Source organism: Trabulsiella odontotermitis (assembly GCF_030053895.1).
GTDB classification, from domain to species: domain Bacteria; phylum Pseudomonadota; class Gammaproteobacteria; order Enterobacterales; family Enterobacteriaceae; genus Trabulsiella; species Trabulsiella odontotermitis_C.
On record NZ_CP125781.1, the window covers coordinates 13790 to 29607 of the forward strand.

18 protein-coding genes and 1 other annotated feature (1 of these 19 cut by a window edge) are annotated in these 15818 nt (G+C 53.8%); of the genes, 12 read left to right on the top strand and 6 right to left on the bottom strand.

Annotation, left to right across the window (positions count from 1 at the left end):
* Positions 1-48: a sequence feature (ROSE (Repression Of Heat Shock gene Expression) occurs in the 5'-region of heat shock genes and acts as an RNA thermometer to modulate expression.), on the top strand (it extends 26 nt beyond the left edge of the window).
* The 3 genes from ibpA to QMG90_RS00075 all read left to right on the top strand — a co-directional run bounded on the left by ibpA (position 42) and on the right by QMG90_RS00075 (position 2959).
* On the top strand, positions 42-455 hold the full coding sequence (gene ibpA / locus QMG90_RS00065) for a small heat shock chaperone IbpA (protein WP_049848744.1): 414 nt from the start codon (positions 42-44) through the stop codon (positions 453-455). It overlaps the preceding feature by 7 nt.
* Before the next feature lie 110 nt (positions 456-565).
* A complete protein-coding gene (gene ibpB, locus QMG90_RS00070) occupies positions 566-994 on the top strand; it encodes a small heat shock chaperone IbpB (protein ID WP_054178089.1) in 429 nt (142 codons plus the stop codon).
* Between the two features lie 303 nt (positions 995-1297).
* Positions 1298-2959 carry a putative transporter gene (locus QMG90_RS00075; protein WP_283282010.1) on the top strand — a complete coding sequence of 554 codons (1662 nt, stop codon included), beginning with the start codon at positions 1298-1300 and terminating at the stop codon, positions 2957-2959.
* Here the strand turns inward: QMG90_RS00075 and QMG90_RS00080 are convergent.
* Positions 2952-3836, bottom strand: a complete 885-nt coding sequence (locus QMG90_RS00080; protein ID WP_283282012.1) for a helix-turn-helix transcriptional regulator — start codon at positions 3834-3836, stop codon at positions 2952-2954. The two genes, QMG90_RS00075 and QMG90_RS00080, sit on opposite strands and share 8 nt — an antisense overlap.
* Before the next feature lie 173 nt (positions 3837-4009).
* Here QMG90_RS00080 and QMG90_RS00085 point away from each other — a divergent pair, with 173 nt between their 5' ends.
* From QMG90_RS00085 to QMG90_RS00105, 5 genes are read left to right on the top strand one after another with little or no spacing between them, the layout of a single operon-like run.
* Positions 4010-5725, top strand: a complete 1716-nt coding sequence (locus tag QMG90_RS00085; protein WP_283284025.1) for a solute:sodium symporter family transporter — start codon at positions 4010-4012, stop codon at positions 5723-5725.
* Positions 5722-7215, top strand: coding sequence for a sulfatase-like hydrolase/transferase (locus tag QMG90_RS00090; protein WP_283282013.1), 1494 nt, complete (start codon positions 5722-5724; stop codon positions 7213-7215). Before QMG90_RS00085 ends, QMG90_RS00090 begins: the two co-directional genes overlap by 4 nt.
* Positions 7216-7227: 12 nt before the next feature.
* Entirely contained in the window at positions 7228-7575 is a 348-nt protein-coding gene (locus tag QMG90_RS00095) for a YidH family protein (RefSeq protein WP_283282015.1), read from the top strand.
* On the top strand, positions 7565-7927 hold the full coding sequence (locus QMG90_RS00100; RefSeq protein ID WP_283282017.1) for a DUF202 domain-containing protein: 363 nt from the start codon (positions 7565-7567) through the stop codon (positions 7925-7927). Before QMG90_RS00095 ends, QMG90_RS00100 begins: the two co-directional genes overlap by 11 nt.
* A gap of 14 nt (positions 7928-7941) precedes the next feature.
* Positions 7942-9039 (top strand): anaerobic sulfatase maturase, encoded by a 1098-nt coding sequence (locus QMG90_RS00105; protein WP_346733127.1) that lies wholly within the window; start codon positions 7942-7944, stop codon positions 9037-9039.
* Here the strand turns inward: QMG90_RS00105 and emrD are convergent, their stop codons facing one another.
* The 4 genes from emrD to QMG90_RS22500 form a co-directional block, all read right to left on the bottom strand.
* Positions 9040-10224, bottom strand: coding sequence for a multidrug efflux MFS transporter EmrD (emrD, locus tag QMG90_RS00110; RefSeq protein ID WP_283282021.1), 1185 nt, complete (start codon positions 10222-10224; stop codon positions 9040-9042).
* A 196-nt stretch (positions 10225-10420) separates the two neighbouring features.
* Positions 10421-10867 (bottom strand): GNAT family N-acetyltransferase, encoded by a 447-nt coding sequence (locus QMG90_RS00115; RefSeq protein WP_283282023.1) that lies wholly within the window; start codon positions 10865-10867, stop codon positions 10421-10423.
* A gap of 64 nt (positions 10868-10931) precedes the next feature.
* On the bottom strand, positions 10932-11021 hold the full coding sequence (tisB, locus tag QMG90_RS22495; RefSeq protein WP_038161205.1) for a type I toxin-antitoxin system toxin TisB: 90 nt from the start codon (positions 11019-11021) through the stop codon (positions 10932-10934).
* Positions 11022-11031: 10 nt separating this feature from the next.
* Positions 11032-11559 (bottom strand): hypothetical protein, encoded by a 528-nt coding sequence (locus tag QMG90_RS22500; protein ID WP_430381669.1) that lies wholly within the window; start codon positions 11557-11559, stop codon positions 11032-11034.
* On the opposite strand from QMG90_RS22500, the gene ivbL reads away from it, so the two are divergent.
* The 3 genes from ivbL to ilvN all read left to right on the top strand — a co-directional run bounded on the left by ivbL (position 11546) and on the right by ilvN (position 13731).
* Positions 11546-11644: an ilvB operon leader peptide IvbL gene (gene ivbL / locus QMG90_RS00125; RefSeq protein WP_124965767.1), complete on the top strand. Its 99-nt coding sequence runs from the start codon at positions 11546-11548 to the stop codon at positions 11642-11644. The two genes, QMG90_RS22500 and ivbL, sit on opposite strands and share 14 nt — an antisense overlap.
* A gap of 104 nt (positions 11645-11748) precedes the next feature.
* On the top strand, positions 11749-13437 hold the full coding sequence (ilvB, locus tag QMG90_RS00130; protein WP_283282027.1) for an acetolactate synthase large subunit: 1689 nt from the start codon (positions 11749-11751) through the stop codon (positions 13435-13437).
* Between the two features lie 3 nt (positions 13438-13440).
* Complete coding sequence (gene ilvN / locus QMG90_RS00135) at positions 13441-13731, top strand: acetolactate synthase small subunit (RefSeq protein WP_038161198.1); 291 nt, start codon at positions 13441-13443, stop codon at positions 13729-13731.
* A 1-nt stretch (position 13732) separates the two neighbouring features.
* Here ilvN and QMG90_RS00140 read toward each other — a convergent pair whose 3' ends face one another.
* Positions 13733-14524 carry a DeoR family transcriptional regulator gene (locus QMG90_RS00140; RefSeq protein WP_283282030.1) on the bottom strand — a complete coding sequence of 264 codons (792 nt, stop codon included), beginning with the start codon at positions 14522-14524 and terminating at the stop codon, positions 13733-13735.
* A 353-nt stretch (positions 14525-14877) separates the two neighbouring features.
* Here QMG90_RS00140 and rbsK point away from each other — a divergent pair, with 353 nt between their 5' ends.
* Positions 14878-15801: a ribokinase gene (gene rbsK / locus QMG90_RS00145; RefSeq protein ID WP_283282032.1), complete on the top strand. Its 924-nt coding sequence runs from the start codon at positions 14878-14880 to the stop codon at positions 15799-15801.
* Positions 15802-15818 lie beyond the last annotated feature (17 nt).

Here is a 15818-nt window from a genome sequence, read left to right on the forward strand (position 1 = left end):
GAAGGTGATTAAACTCTCGCTGATTTCAGGAGCTTTTTATTATGCGTAACTTTGATCTTTCTCCGCTGTACCGTTCTGCTATTGGTTTTGACCGCCTGTTCAATCTGTTAGAAAACAACCAGAGCCAGAGTAACGGCGGCTACCCTCCGTACAACGTTGAACTCGTTGACGAAAACAACTATCGCATCGCCATCGCTGTGGCTGGTTTCGCTGAGAGCGAGCTGGAAATCACCGCGCAGGACAATCTGCTGATTGTCAAAGGGTCGCATGCTGCAGAGCAAAAAGAGCGGACCTACCTCTATCAGGGCATCGCTGAGCGCAATTTTGAGCGCAAATTCCAGCTGGCGGAAAACATCCACGTGCGTGGTGCCAACCTGGTGAACGGCCTGCTGTATATCGATCTCGAGCGCGTGATCCCGGAAGCGAACAAACCGCGCCGCATCGAAATCAACTAATTCCGTTGGGCCGCATGGCGGCCCTCTCTCTACCTGCTCGCCGTCAGGGGGCAGACTGCGAATCGCATGATTGGCAGGAATTTACTCGCTTCTCAGAAGGAGAAAATACTATGCGTAACTACGACTTATCCCCACTGCTGCGTCAATGGATCGGTTTTGACAAACTGGCCAACGCCCTACAAACCGCCGGTGAAAGCCAGAGCTTCCCGCCGTATAACATCGAAAAAAGCGACGATAACCACTACCGCATTACCCTTGCGCTGGCCGGTTTCCGTCAGGAAGATCTGGACATTCAACTGGAAGGTACGCGGCTGACCATCAAAGGCGCGCCGCAGCAGCCGGAAACCGAAACAAAATGGCTGCATCAGGGGCTGGTGACACAGGCCTTTAGCCTGAGCTTCACCCTGGCGGAAAATATGGAAGTGTCTGGCGCGACCTTTACCAACGGTCTGCTGAACATTGATTTAACCCGCAATGTCCCGGAAGCCCTCGCTCCACAGCGCATCGCCATCAGTGATCGCCCGGCGCTGAACAGCTAATAAATTGATCGTGTCTGAGCCCCGCCCCGGCGGGGCTTTTTTGTGCATAAACGGAGAAGAGCACGTCTTATCGCTTTTTTCCAGGTAAAAGCATTCAGCAATTGCCAAATTCCGCGCGGGAAAAAGCGAAAAAATCTGCAAACCAGAGGTATTGCGTACTGGAAGGGTAAATGTGCGCTATCGCGCATACATCCTGTGATCTCTCTGCCAGAATCCATCTTATCTATAATGTTATTCACATAATCTATCATGCTGTCACGAGGCAGCCTGAAAGATGGCGTGTATCTTCACAGGGAATCTGTCATGAGTGACATAGCATTGACCGTCAGTATTCTGGCACTGGTCGCCGTGGTTGGCCTATGGATAGGCAATGTAAAAATACGCGGCGTGGGATTTGGCATTGGCGGTGTGTTATTTGGCGGCATTATTGTTGGCCATTTTGTCGATCAGGCCGGGCTTACCCTCAGCAGCCCGATGCTGCACTTCGTGCAGGAGTTTGGCCTGATCCTGTTCGTCTACACCATCGGTATTCAGGTGGGGCCGGGCTTTTTCGCCTCGCTTCGCGTGTCGGGGTTGCGGCTCAATCTCTTCGCTATCCTGATCGTCATTCTGGGCGGTCTGGTGACGGCGCTACTGCATAAAATTTTCGATATTCCACTGCCGGTGGTGCTGGGGATTTTCTCCGGCGCGGTCACCAATACCCCCGCGCTGGGGGCGGGGCAGCAAATCCTCCACGATTTAGGCGTGCCAACAGCTATCATCGACCAGATGGGGATGAGCTACGCAATGGCCTATCCGTTCGGGATTTGCGGCATTCTGATGACCATGTGGTTGGTGCGTCTGTTCTTTCGCGTTAACGTCGAGAAAGAAGCGCAGCAGTTTGATGACAGCGTCGGCAACGGCAATACGCATCTGAATACCATCAACATCCGCGTTGAAAACCCCAACCTCAACAGTCTGGCGATTCAGGACGTACCGGTCCTGAACAGCGACAAAATCATCTGTTCGCGCCTCAAACGTGGCGACATGCTGATGGTGCCCTCGCCAACCACAATTATCCAGGCTGGCGATTTACTCCATCTGGTCGGGCGAAATGAAGATTTGCACAGCGCACAGTTGGTGATCGGTAAAGAGGTGGAAACCTCGCTCTCGACCCGAGGAACCGAACTGCGCGTTGAGCGTGTGGTCGTTACTAACGAAAAAGTGCTTGGGAAAAAAATCCGCGATCTGCACTTCAAACAGCGCTACGACGTCGTCATTTCGCGCCTCAACCGTGCCGGTGTCGAACTGGTGGCCAGCAGCAGCGCCAGCCTGCAGTTTGGCGATATCCTCAATCTGGTGGGTCGCCCGTCAGCGATTGATGCGGTGGCGGCTGAGCTTGGCAACGCGCAGCAAAAACTGCAACAGGTACAGATGCTGCCGGTGTTTATTGGTATCGGGCTTGGCGTACTGCTTGGCTCAGTGCCGCTGTTTGTACCGGGCTTCCCGGTGGCGCTGAAACTGGGGCTGGCTGGCGGTCCGCTGATTATGGCGCTGATCCTCGGACGTATCGGTAGTATCGGTAAGCTTTACTGGTTTATGCCGCCGAGCGCCAACCTGGCGTTGCGTGAACTGGGGATCGTACTGTTCCTGGCGGTGGTTGGGCTGAAATCAGGTGGTGATTTCATCGAAACGCTGACCAAAGGCGACGGTCTGAGCTGGGTCGGTTACGGCATCTTTATCACCGCTATCCCGCTGCTGACAGTGGGGATCCTGGCGAGAATATTCGCGAAGATGAACTACCTGACGATTTGCGGCATGCTGGCAGGCTCGATGACCGATCCCCCGGCGCTGGCTTTCGCCAACAACCTGCACGCCACCAGCGGTGCAGCAGCGCTCTCTTACGCGACGGTTTACCCGCTGGTGATGTTCCTGCGCATCATCACACCGCAGTTGCTGGCAGTGCTGTTCTGGGGGCTCAGCTAGCCCCCTCTTTCGGGCTTTTATGCGCTTTCAGGACGGCTGAAGGCGCATAGCCAAACTTGTGTTTAAATGCCTTGCTGAAATGGAACGAGTCGAAAAAATTCAGCATGTTCGCCACGTCACTGACCGAATTCCCTTCCTGTTTAAGTAACGACTGTGCCAGCTCCAGTTGCGCGTCGAGATAATACTCTTTTGGCGTTTTTCCGGTATATCGCAGAAACAGACGGCGCAGCCAGGGTTCGCTGCATTGCATCCATTGCGCCATATCTGTCACGCTCCAGCGTTTTTGTGGATCACTGTGTAACGCGGTGATCAGTTTCTCCAGTTTTATTAGCTGGCGGTCTTTTTGCTCGTTTTCCGCAATAAGACAAATCCACTGATAGATAATTTTGGTAAGGAAGGCTACCGCAAGGTTATTTTTAAGCGACTCCCCGCTATTGATCAGCTCTGCAACCTCATTGAGCTCTTTATTAAAGTTCTCTCCGTTATATATTATCCCCGTTTGTAATATCGGTATTTCCATTATACTGGTAGGGATAAACTCCATCCAGTATTGTTCCCAGACCAGCCCGTCGCAATGATAAGATTTAATCTCCATAGGCTTCAGAAATATAACGCAATTTCCATTAAGCGTAATTTCGGAATTATCTTTAAAGTATATACGTCCGCAGCCTTGCAGGGTATAAACCGCCACCCATGAATTAGCTATCAGCGGCTTTTTCTTATCACGAGGCCAGGTCACGCGGTACGTCTCGTCGGCCAGGGTGTGCCACAACGAGATGAGGGAAATTCCGCTTGAGATCACATTTTCATCAAGAACTAATGGAATATTGTACGTGGTTTCGTTTTTTACATGCGAAATTTGAGTTTTTCCATTCATTTTAATTTCCCGTCGGCGAATTATGCCTGCAACCTGAAATTAAAACCTAGCATACTTTTTTCTTTTCAGGGATGTGTTGCTTGTCGTTTAAGAAAACAAACCGCCTGGTTCCGGCTCGTCCTTTATTCCTCTGTCCTTTGACGGCCGGACATAATCATAAATAAGGGCATATGATGAGTATTCAGCAAATTGTGAGCTTTATCGCTTTTACGCTGCTGGTGGCTTTGATCACCTGGTGGAAGCTGCGTAAAGCGGATACCGGTTCGCAGCAGGGCTATTTTCTTGCCGGTCGGTCGCTGAAAGCGCCGGTGATCGCGGCTTCCCTGATGCTAACCAACCTGTCGACAGAACAACTGGTCGGTCTGACCGGTCAGGCCTACCGCAGCGGAATGTCGGTGATGGCCTGGGAAGTGATTTCCGCTATTCCGCTGATCTTCCTGGCACTGATTTTTCTGCCGCGCTATCTGCAACGTGGCATTGCTACCATTCCCGATTTCATTGAAGAGCGCTATGACAAAACCACGCGCATCATCATCGACTGCTGTTTTCTCATCGCGACCGGGATCTGCTTTCTGCCGATCATTCTCTACTCCGGTGCGCTGGCCTTCAACAGCATGTTTCATGTCACTGAAGCGTTTGGGATTTCGCAAAACGCGGCCATCTGGGCGATGGTCACCGTGCTTGGGATTTGCGGCATTTTGTATGCCGTGGTCGGCGGGATGCGTGCGATTGCGATTGCCGATGTGATCAACGGGATTGGCCTGGTGATTGGTGGGCTGATGGTCCCGTTTTTTGGCCTGCTGGCGATGGGTAACGGCAGCCTGTCGCAGGGTATTGATCGGCTGACGCAGGATCACAGCCAGATGCTCAACTCCATCGGCGGCAGTCATGATCCGGTGCCGATTGGCGCGGCGCTGACCGGGCTGATTCTGGTGAATACGTTTTACTGGTGTACCAACCAGGGCATTGTCCAGCGCACGCTGGCGTCTAAAAGCCTGTCTGAAGGGCAAAAAGGCGCGCTGCTGACGGCGGTGCTGAAAATGCTCGACCCGCTGATTCTGGTGCTGCCGGGTGTTATTGCTTTTCATCTGTTTCAGGACTTGCCGAAAGCGGACATGGCCTATCCGGCGCTGGTCAACAAAGTCATGCCGTTGCCGCTGGTGGGCTTTTTCAGCGCAGTGCTTTTCGGCGCCATTATCAGCGCATTCTGCGGCTTTTTAAACAGCGCCTCGACGCTGTTCAGCATGGGGATTTACCGCCGCATTATTAATGAGCAGGCGACGCCGGATCAGCTGGTGTCCGTCGGTCGTCGTTTCGGTTTTATTGTGGCGATTGTCTCGGTGCTGGTCGCGCCGTGGATAGCGAACGCGCCACAAGGGCTTTACACCTGGATGAAACAGCTCAACGGCATTTACAACGTGCCGCTGGTGACCATTGTCATCATGGGCTTTTTCTTCCCCAGAATCCCGGCGATCGCCGCCAAAGCCGCCATGTTCTTCGGTATTTGCAGCTACATCGTCGTGAATTACCTGGTGAAGTTCGACTTCCATTTTCTCTATGTACTGGCCTGCACGTTCTGCATCAACGTGGTGCTGATGCTGGTTATCGGCGCGATCAAGCCGCGTGCCACGCCGTTTAAATTCCACGACGCGTTTGCGGTCGATATGGCGCCGTGGCGACATGCGAAAATCGCCTCCGTTGGCGTCCTGTTCGCGATGATTGGCGTCTATTCCGGCCTGGCGCAATTCGGCGGCTACGCGTCTCAGTGGCTGACCGTTATCTGCTATCTCATTGTTGCCGCCGTCGTGGTTTATCTGATTTACAGCCACTGGCATGAGCGCCGCACCGTCTCTGCTGAACTGGTTTCTGACGTTAAGGACAAATCATGACTCGCCCTAATTTTCTGTTCATCATGACCGACACTCAGGCGACCAATATGGTGGGTTGTTACAGCGGCAAGCCGCTGAATACCCAGCATATTGATAAGCTTGCTGACGAAGGGATCCGTTTTAATTCCGCCTACACCTGTTCCCCGGTATGCACGCCAGCGCGTGCCGGGTTGTTTACCGGTATTTACGCCAACCAGTCCGGGCCGTGGACCAATAACGTCGCGCCGGGGAAAAACATTTCAACGATGGGGCGCTATTTCCAGGATGCGGGTTATCACACCTGCTACATCGGCAAATGGCACCTCGACGGCCATGACTATTTCGGTACCGGAATTTGCCCGCCGGAATGGGATGCGGACTACTGGTATGACGGTGCTAACTACCTCTCTGAACTGACCGACGAGCAAATCGGCCTCTGGCGCAACGGCCTCAACAGCGTCGAAGATTTACAGGCGCACCACATCGATGAAACCTTTACCTGGGCGCACCGCATCAGTAATCGGGCGATCGATTTTCTGGCGCAACCCGCGCGCACCGATGAACCGTTTTTGATGGTGGTCTCCTACGACGAACCGCACCACCCGTTTACCTGCCCGGTGGAGTATCTCGAGAAGTATCAGGATTTCTATTACGACCTCGGCGAAAAAGGGCGTGACGATCTCGCCGGCAAGCCCGTACATCACCGCTTGTGGGCGCAGGCAATGCCGTCTCCCGTGGGAGACGACGCGTTGTATCATCACCCAATGTATTTTGCCTGCAATGATTTTGTCGATGACCAGATTGGCCGGGTGATCAATGCGTTAACACCGGAACAGCAGCAAAACACCTGGGTGATTTATACCTCCGATCACGGCGAAATGATGGGCGCTCATCGCCTGATTAGCAAAGGCGCGGCGATGTATGATGACATTACCCGTATTCCGCTGATCATGCGATCGCCGTCCGGCATCAAAAAACAGGTCGATACCCCGGTCAGCCACATCGATTTGCTGCCGACTTTAATGGCGCTGGCAGGTATACATCAGCCGGATATTTTGCCGGGAGAGAATATCTTCGAAGCGCAGCCTGAACGCGGAGTGATGGTGGAATTTAACCGTTATGAGATTGAGCATGACAGCTTCGGCGGTTTTATTCCGGTGCGTTGTTGGGTGACCGATCGCTATAAACTGGTGCTTAATCTGTTTACCAGCGATGAATTGTACGACAGGCAAAACGACCCCAACGAGATGCGAAATCTCATCGATGAGGCTGATTTTTCACAGATTCGCGATCGCCTGCACGATGAGCTGCTGGACTATATGGATAAAATCCGCGATCCGTTTCGCACCTATCAGTGGAGCATGCGACCGTGGCGGGTTCAGGCACAGCCGCGCTGGATGGGGGCATTTCGCCCGCGCCCGGAAGATGGCTACTCGCCGGTGGTGCGTGATTACGATACCGGCATGCCAACGCAGGGTGTTAAGGTGGAAGAGAAGAAACAGAAATTTTGAACAGGAGATCCAATGAAAATTTCGCGCCTTGGCGAAGCGCCGGATTACCGTTTTTCGCTAGCTAACGAACGAACTTATCTCGCCTGGATCCGCACCGCGCTGGGGTTTCTGGCGGCGGGTGTCGGGTTAGATCAGCTGGCGCCCGATTTCGCCACGCCGCTCATTCGTGAAGTGCTGGCGCTGTTGCTGTGCTTGTTTGCCGGCATGCTGGCGATCTACGGCTATCTGCGCTGGCTGAAAAATGAAAAAGCGATGCGGATGAAAGAAGATTTACCCTATACGCACAGCCTGCTGATTATCAGCATCATTTTGATGGTGGTGGCGGTAACCGTGATGGGGTTGGTGCTGTATGCCGGATAGCCGCAAAACGCGTCGCCAGCAGGATCCTGGTCTGCAGCCTGAGCGTACGTCGCTGGCCTGGTTTCGTACGTTGCTGGGTTATGGCGCGCTGATGGCGCTGGCGGTAAAACATAACTGGCATCAATCAGGCTTGCCGTTCTGGATCTCCCTCTGCCTGCTGGCAGTGGTCAGCATTATTTTATGGCGATACACCCGAAATCGTAACGTGATGGACGTCAATAAGAGCGATTTCGCCCAACCGCGAGCAGTGCGTGACAAATTTTTGATCTCCCTCGCGGTCCTTTCCCTCGCATTATTGTTTGCTGTAACGCACTTAAGACAAATCGCCATATTTTTAAAGGATGCTGTATGACAGGATGTCACGTGATGGCTAAGCCAGCCAGCTCGCGGTGTAACCTCAAATGCCGTTATTGCTACTACCTTGATAAGCCCAAAAATGAAGTCATGGATGATGCCACTCTTGAGTCATTTATCCGCCAACAGATTGACGCTCAGCCGGGAAAGGACGTGCAGTTTGCCTGGCAGGGGGGTGAGCCGACGTTGTGCGGCCTCGATTTCTTCCGTCGCGTCGTTGCCCTGCAAATGCAGTACGCGGACGGGAAACGCATCCATAACGCCTTTCAAACCAATGGGATACTGATCACCGACGCGTGGTGTCGTTTTTTCCATGACAACGACTGGCTGGTGGGAATTTCGCTTGATGGCCCGGCCGATCTCCATGACACCTGGCGGGTCAACCGCAGCGGTAAACCGACGCATTTTAAAGTCATGGAGGCGATTGCCCGGCTGGTCGCCCATCGCGTTGATTTCAATCTGCTGACGGTGGTGAACCGGCAAAACAGCCAGCATGCCGAACGGGTGTACCGTTATTTGCGTCGTCAGGGCACACCGTTTATCCAGTTCATTCCTCTGATGGAGCTGGATAAAAATGGCGAACCGAGCGCGGAATCGGTTACGGCGGAAGCCTGGGGCGACTTCCTCACCACGGTGTTTGACGTCTGGGTACGGGAAGATGTGGGCCGCACTTACGTGCAGCTTTTTGATTCAACGCTCGGTGCCTGGAGCGGTTACCCCTCGCAGATGTGCGCGCAGAGTGAAACCTGCGGTCACGCGTTTGCGCTGGAGGCCAATGGCGATGTCTACCAGTGCGATCACTTTGTCTATCCGCAGCACCGACTGGGCAACATTCATCACACCACACTTGCAGAGATGAACCGCAGCCCGGCGGCGATCGCCTTTGGCGAGAACAAAAAATCCTTGCTGCCGCAGGCATGCCAGGAGTGTCACATGCGCCAGTTGTGCAATGGCGATTGTCCGAAACATCGCACCGCTGACGGCGTGAGCGCCTTATGCGAAGGCTATCAGCGCTTTTTCACTTATACCGCACCCTATATGAAAGTGATGCGGGATCTGATTAAGCAGCACCGTTCACCCGTCGAACTGATGGTAATGCTGCAACCGTAACTAGATGGTCTGTTGATGCTGGTTGAAGCGTGACGCCAGCGGCAGCCAGCACAACAGGATCAGCAGACCCATCAGCATCATCAACAGGCCGAGGCTGCCCTGACCTGTCTGCGGCATCATTGCCGACAGCCATGCCAGCACGCCGGAGCCGATGTTCTGCAGGCCGCCCACCAGTGCGCCTGCGGTCCCGGCGAGAAACGGGAACGGCTCCATCGCGCCGCTGGTCGCCAGTGGGAACAACATGCCGGCGCCGAAGAAAAACAGCGCTGCGGGGATCAGCAACGTCCAGACGGTCATGACACCGAGCAGACCGGGGATCCACATCATCAGACCCGCCAGCAGGCAGCTAATCACCGATTGCCACATCAACGACGAAAAACGTTTGTTCTGACGACCAGCAAACCAGGCACCAAAGAAGGCGGCGGGGATCGGCAAAATAAACAGAATACTGACCACCATACTGTTGAGGCCGAGGACGCCACCGAGCAGCACACCGGAGCAGGCTTCAAAGACCGCAATACCCGCCAGCCCGCCGATTAACATCAGCAGATAACAGTTGAATGCGGTGCTGCCGAACAGGGTTTTATAGCTGGTGATGAGGCGGGTGCGCGGCGCTTCTTTCGGGCGCGTTTCTGGCATCCAGCGCGCCATGCTGAAGGTCACGATGACGCACAGCGCCAACAGGAAACCATAGCAGGCGCGCCAGCCCCAGGCGGTATCCAGCAGACCGCCAATCAGCGGCGCCAGCAGCGGGCTGACCAGAATCCCCATATTTAACAAACTGTTGGCATGACGAAGCTGCGTACCTTCGTACAGATCGCGCGGCAGTGTCCGCGCCATCACGCCACCCACGCCAGTGCCCATCCCTTGCAGCGCGCTGGCTGCAATCAAGACCAGCAGGCTGTGTGTGGTAATGGCGACCAGCGTCGCCAGCATAAAAATCGTCATTCCGATCAGGATCACCGGGCGTCGGCCAACGCGATCCGAGAGCGGGCCATAAAACAGCTGCGAGATGCCATAGGTCAGCAGATAGGCCGCCATCACGCTTTGTACCGCACCTTCCCGGACCTGTAATTCCAGCGCCATATCCGCAATAGCCGGGATGTAGATGGTTTGCGCCATCTGTCCGACGGCCACCAGCAGAACCAACATCAACAACAAATTGAAGTTCTTATGCCTTTTCATGTCGAATGTTACGTCTTAAAAAAAGAGAAAGTGAAGAATAAATCGCCAGGAATACCCATAAATGCGGGAGGAATCTACCACAGCATGATGACAACTTAACCATTGTGAAGGCGAATGGTGAGACGGCAGCAGGCAGGTTTTGTAAACGATTTCGGCAAGTTATGTTGCCAGTTCTGCCCTGCCTGTGGCGCGCAGGTCAGATCGAGCAGAACAGGCGATGAGTAACGCGGGATTCGCCAGTGACCGGCACAAAGCCCATTTTCTGATAAAAGCCGTGCGCCGCTTGTGGGGCGTGGGTATTGAGGAAATCAAACCAGATGCTGGCATCGGCCATGACGGTGGTCAGCAGCTGTTTGCCAATGCCCGCTCTGCGCCAGGCTTTGCTGATGTAGAGATGACGAATACGTCCGGCGCGTGGTAACTGGCTGAAGGGATCGCGGTTAAGGCCGCAGATGCCTACCAGTCTGCCGTTCAGGAACGCGCCTAACAGCTTTTCACCTGGTGCATTGAACTGATTTTCGCCGCGCAGCCAGCTCTCTTCGAGCCTGCGCAGCATGTTGAAATGGTGCGTCAGGCTTTCCGTCTTAAGCGCGATATAACCGGGCTCTGCGGGGGTAATCGGCTCAATAAGTAAACGCATCATAACACTCCCTCGTGATGAAAGAGGGGCGGTTGCCCGCCCCTCTTAGGTGCGACCTGAACCTGAATTACCGAAAGTATTTCAGGACAGCATCAAGCAGTTGCAGTACAGCAACAATGAGTTTGAGGATAAGAATGATCATATCCATCACGCCCATACGCGTCTCCTCAGGTAAAGGAGCACTGCGGGTTGGCGTACCTTTCCACCGCCTGTAACCAACCGCGTTGTTGACGTAACACAGTGTGCTCTCTCAGGGGTAAGGCACTGACGGCACCACCCGTTTCAGCCAGGACTTCGTTGCGCCCGTGTAACATGCGGCCCCCGAATCTCACAAAGTGAACAGGTTCATTATAGATAAACACTGTATGCATGAACAGTATTTTTTGGACAAATTCGCCTGGCTGTACCATACTCAACACGTCAAAATCCGTGCCGAAAATTGCGCGCTCGCCTGCGATCGCGTATACTTTGACCGTTGACGTAACACAGTGTGTTCTGCGGCTACCACCCGCAAACCCTGTCGATAAAAACCTCGCTCCGGCGGGGTTTTTTGTTTTCGGTTGCTGCAAAACGAAACGTGACCGGAGGCGCAGATTTTCTGCTGATGAAAATAATTCCGTTGTCTGCCAGCCAAACCTGTGTTTGTATAAATCCAATTGATGAATCACAGGCTGGTCCCAAATGAACGCTTCCATGCATACGACGAACCTACTAAACACCGCGCAACTCGCCGCGGTGGTCGTCGTGCGTGTGGTGGTGGTCGTCGGCAATGCGCCGTAGGGTCCGGAACACACGATTCCAAAACCCCGCCGGCGCAAACCGGGCGGGGTTTTTCGTTTAAGGAACTCGCCAGGTAAGTCGGCCCAGAAGAAAAGGACTGGAGCATGGCAAGTTCGGGCAAAACCTCACAAAGCACGCGTTACACCGGTGCGCAGTTAATCGTTCATTTACTGGAGCGACAGGGCATCACTACCGTGGCAGGTATCCCGGGAGGGACAGTGCTGCCGTTGTATGATGCGTTAAGTCAAAGCACGCAGATCCGCCATGTACTGGCGCGCCACGAGCAGGGCGCAGGGTTCATTGCACAGGGTATGGCGCGTACGCAGGGCAAACCGGCAGTTTGTATGGCCTGTAGTGGGCCGGGCGCGACCAACCTGGTCACGGCGATTGCCGATGCGCGGCTGGATTCCATTCCGCTGGTCTGCATTACCGGGCAGGTCTCTTCCTCGCTTATCGGTACGGATGCCTTTCAGGAAGTGGACACCTACGGCATTTCAATTCCCATCACCAAGCACAACTACTTAGTCCGCCACATCAGCGAGTTACCGCAGGTGATTAGCGATGCCTTCCGCATTGCGCAGTCAGGCCGTCCGGGACCGGTGTGGATCGACATTCCCAAAGACGTACAGACGGCGGAAATCGACATTGCTGATCTGCCGGTACCTGGCGGGCGGGCGCCTGCGCCAGTGTTCCGTCTGGAGGATATTCGTGAAGCGGCGGCGATGATCAACGCGGCCCGTCGTCCGGTGCTCTATCTGGGCGGTGGTGTGGTTGCCTCGGCGGAGCAGGTGCGCAAGCTGGCGGAGAAGGCCAGTCTGCCGACCACCATGACCTTAATGGCGCTGGGCATTCTGCCGAAAGCGCATCCGCTGTCGCTGGGCATGTTGGGCATGCACGGTGCGCGGAGTACCAATTTTATCCTGCAGGAGTCGGATTTGCTGGTGGTACTGGGCGCGCGTTTTGATGACCGGGCGATTGGCAAAACCGAGCAGTTCTGCCCCAACGCGAAGATTATTCACGTCGACATCGACCGCGCGGAGCTGGGTAAAATCAAACAGCCGCACGTGGCGATTCAGGCCGACGTGGGTGAAGTGCTGGAACAGCTGATGCCGCTGATCGACGCCACGCCGCGTGACGAATGGCGCCAGCTGGTTGCGGCGCTGCAGCAGGAATTCCCGTCCGCCATCCCGACCGGCGGCGATCCGCTGACCCATTACGGGCTGATTAACGCGGTCGCGGCTTGTGTCGATGACGACGCTATCATTACCACCGATGTCGGCCAGCATCAGATGTGGGTGGCGCAGGCTTATCCGCTGAACCGTCCGCGCCAGTGGCTGACCTCCGGCGGTCTGGGCACCATGGGCTTTGGTCTGCCTGCCGCCGTCGGCGCGGCGCTGGCGAATCCGCACCGCAAAGTGCTGTGCTTCTCCGGCGACGGTAGTTTGATGATGAATATTCAGGAGATGGCGACGGCTGCCGAAAATAATCTCGACGTCAAAATTATTCTGATGAATAACGAAGCGCTGGGGCTGGTGCACCAGCAGCAGAGCCTGTTCTACAAGCAGGGCGTTTTTGCAGCGACCTATCCGGGCATGATCAACTTCATGCAGATTGCGACCGGGTTTGGACTGCAAACCTGCGACTTAACCACAGCGGACGATCCGCAGGCGGCGTTGCAGGAGATTATCGCGCGTCCCGGTCCGGCGTTGATCCACGTACGCATTGATGCTGAAGAGAAAGTCTATCCGATGGTTCCGCCGGGTGCGGCAAATACTGAAATGGTGGGGGAATAAGCCATGCAACAACCGACACATGACAACGTGATTCTGGAACTCACCGTGCGCAACCACCCGGGCGTAATGACTCACGTCTGCGGGCTGTTCGCCCGCCGCGCGTTTAACGTCGAGGGCATTCTCTGTCTGCCGATCCAGAACAGCGACAAAAGCCGCATCTGGCTACTGGTCAACAATGATCAGCGGCTGGAGCAGATGATAAGCCAGATAGATAAACTTGAGGACGTAGTCCACATCGTCCGCCACCAGAGTGATCCGGGCGTCTTTAACAAACTCGGGCTGTTCTTTGAATAAGTTATTCGCCGTCTGAATCTGGCGTAATGACTTTCACAAATCCGTTCCGGCAGTGGGTGGCATACTCTGCCGGCAGCGGGCGATCGCTTATCAGTACATCAAAGGCCGAAAGCGGGCCAATGCTGGCGGGCGCCACGTCGTCAAACAGGGCGTAGCGCGCCAGCAGGATTTTCCGCAGGCCATGCTGCAGGGCTTTTCGCTTGGTAGCGAGGTCATCAAGATTAAACCAGGTCACGCCGTAATGCTCATGAACGCCGCTGGCCGAGATAAACACTTTACGCGGATTCAGCGAATCAAGAATTGAGGGGTTGCTGCTGTCATAAAAGGCATCGCTCTTTGCGCGATAGGTGCCGCCACAGAGAATGGCCGTGGCGTTGGGTTTGTCATTCAGCGCCATAAATACACGGTGCGAGTAGCAGATCCCCGTGAAGGTGATGTCGTCCGGGATCATACTGATGACCAGCGGCATTTCCGGGCCGTTGTCAAAAAAGACCAGATCGTTTTCCGCCACCATCCCGGCGGCGAGAATCGCAACCGGTAAGTCGTCCGGGTGATGGGTTTTTTCCTTGACGTTCGGCGCGGTGACCGACGTCGGTTTGTTCACCATTACAATGTAGCCGCCGAGCAGCGTCAGCGGCAGCGCATCGTCACCGTTGTTGTCCGGGCTTAAGTCGCGACGAATGGTCATCACGGAGACTTCAAGCATGCGTGCGGCATCTTTAAGGTGAATACGATCTGTTTTCTTTAACAGCTCCACCAAACGACGAATGCGTTCTTTTTGCTTGGTTTCCATTCACTCTCTCCGCTGTAAGAACCTGTCCCTGTTGGCTCTTAATGTTTTCAAAGTAACATTACCTGATGCGTACGCAACACCCTGTCTGCGCTTTACTATACTGCGCCGCCCGCTGAAAAGAAAGCCCGTAACGCTGCGCTTAACCAATATTAATGTGATATATATCAGTATGTTATCATGTTTTTATTTCGCTGATTTTGCACGATGTTATCCTCATCACAAAAACAGGTGATCAAGAAATAAACAGTTAAATGATCTTTTAATCGCGATCAGAATCACAAATGATACAAAAGTAACATGATAATGTTTCGATAATATCATTGCAGTGTGATTGTTTCAGAGAGGAAGTAAACATGGATATCGCGGTTATCGGCTCCAACATGGTTGATCTCATTACCTACACCAACCAGATGCCAAAAGAGGGGGAAACCCTCGAAGCGCCCGCATTCAAGATTGGCTGTGGCGGAAAGGGCGCGAACCAGGCGGTGGCAGCCGCTAAGCTCAATTCCAAAGTCATGATGCTGACCAAAGTCGGCGATGACATTTTTGCTGACAACACCATCCGTAATTTAGAGTCCTGGGGTATCAACACCACCTATGTTGAAAAAGTGCCCTGCACCAGCAGCGGCGTGGCGCCGATCTTCGTTAACGCCAATTCCAGCAACAGCATTCTGATTATTAAAGGTGCAAATAAATTTTTGTCGCCGGAAGATATTGACCGCGCGGCAGAAGATCTGAAGAAGTGTCAATTAATTGTTTTACAACTCGAAGTCCAGCTCGAAACGGTTTATCACGCCATTGAGTTTGGTAAAAAACATGGTATTAAGGTGTTATTGAATCCAGCCCCGGCATTACGTGAACTGGATATGTCTTATGCCTGTAAATGTGATTTCTTTATTCCTAATGAAACTGAACTGGAAATACTCACCGGTATGCCAGTCAACACCTACGATAATATTCGAATTGCTGCCCGCTCGCTGTTAGAAATGGGGCTCAATAATATTATCGTTACCATGGGTGAAAAAGGCGCGCTGTGGATGACCCGCGATCAGGAAGTCCACGTGCCTGCTTTTAAAGTCAATGCCATCGACACCAGCGGCGCAGGCGATGCCTTCATTGGCTGCTTTGCGCATTACTATGTTCAGAGTGGTGACGTGGAATTCGCGATGAAAAAAGCCGCTCTCTTTGCCGCGTTTAGCGTCACCGGGAAAGGCACTCAGTCGTCTTATCCCAGCATTGAACAATTCAATGAGTATCTGGCGTTAAACGAAAAATAAAACTCTGTACAGTTAAA

What these genes read in the sequence shown, in the direction of transcription:
- QMG90_RS00105 (WP_346733127.1), top strand. Translation starts at nt 7,942, where the DNA reads ATGGCTAAGCCAGCCAGCTCGCGGTGTAACCTCAAATGCCGTTATTGC.
- QMG90_RS00080 (WP_283282012.1), bottom strand. Translation starts at nt 3,836, where the DNA reads ATGAATGGAAAAACTCAAATTTCGCATGTAAAAAACGAAACCACGTAC.
- QMG90_RS00100 (WP_283282017.1), top strand. Translation starts at nt 7,565, where the DNA reads ATGCCGGATAGCCGCAAAACGCGTCGCCAGCAGGATCCTGGTCTGCAG.
- ibpB (WP_054178089.1), top strand. Translation starts at nt 566, where the DNA reads ATGCGTAACTACGACTTATCCCCACTGCTGCGTCAATGGATCGGTTTT.
- ilvN (WP_038161198.1), top strand. Translation starts at nt 13,441, where the DNA reads ATGCAACAACCGACACATGACAACGTGATTCTGGAACTCACCGTGCGC.
- ibpA (WP_049848744.1), top strand. Translation starts at nt 42, where the DNA reads ATGCGTAACTTTGATCTTTCTCCGCTGTACCGTTCTGCTATTGGTTTT.
- ilvB (WP_283282027.1), top strand. Translation starts at nt 11,749, where the DNA reads ATGGCAAGTTCGGGCAAAACCTCACAAAGCACGCGTTACACCGGTGCG.
- QMG90_RS00075 (WP_283282010.1), top strand. Translation starts at nt 1,298, where the DNA reads ATGAGTGACATAGCATTGACCGTCAGTATTCTGGCACTGGTCGCCGTG.
- QMG90_RS00140 (WP_283282030.1), bottom strand. Translation starts at nt 14,524, where the DNA reads ATGGAAACCAAGCAAAAAGAACGCATTCGTCGTTTGGTGGAGCTGTTA.
- ivbL (WP_124965767.1), top strand. Translation starts at nt 11,546, where the DNA reads ATGAACGCTTCCATGCATACGACGAACCTACTAAACACCGCGCAACTC.
- rbsK (WP_283282032.1), top strand. Translation starts at nt 14,878, where the DNA reads ATGGATATCGCGGTTATCGGCTCCAACATGGTTGATCTCATTACCTAC.
- emrD (WP_283282021.1), bottom strand. Translation starts at nt 10,224, where the DNA reads ATGAAAAGGCATAAGAACTTCAATTTGTTGTTGATGTTGGTTCTGCTG.
- QMG90_RS00095 (WP_283282015.1), top strand. Translation starts at nt 7,228, where the DNA reads ATGAAAATTTCGCGCCTTGGCGAAGCGCCGGATTACCGTTTTTCGCTA.
- QMG90_RS00115 (WP_283282023.1), bottom strand. Translation starts at nt 10,867, where the DNA reads ATGATGCGTTTACTTATTGAGCCGATTACCCCCGCAGAGCCCGGTTAT.
- tisB (WP_038161205.1), bottom strand. Translation starts at nt 11,021, where the DNA reads ATGGGCGTGATGGATATGATCATTCTTATCCTCAAACTCATTGTTGCT.
- QMG90_RS00090 (WP_283282013.1), top strand. Translation starts at nt 5,722, where the DNA reads ATGACTCGCCCTAATTTTCTGTTCATCATGACCGACACTCAGGCGACC.
- QMG90_RS00085 (WP_283284025.1), top strand. Translation starts at nt 4,010, where the DNA reads ATGAGTATTCAGCAAATTGTGAGCTTTATCGCTTTTACGCTGCTGGTG.
- QMG90_RS22500 (WP_430381669.1), bottom strand. Translation starts at nt 11,559, where the DNA reads ATGGAAGCGTTCATTTGGGACCAGCCTGTGATTCATCAATTGGATTTA.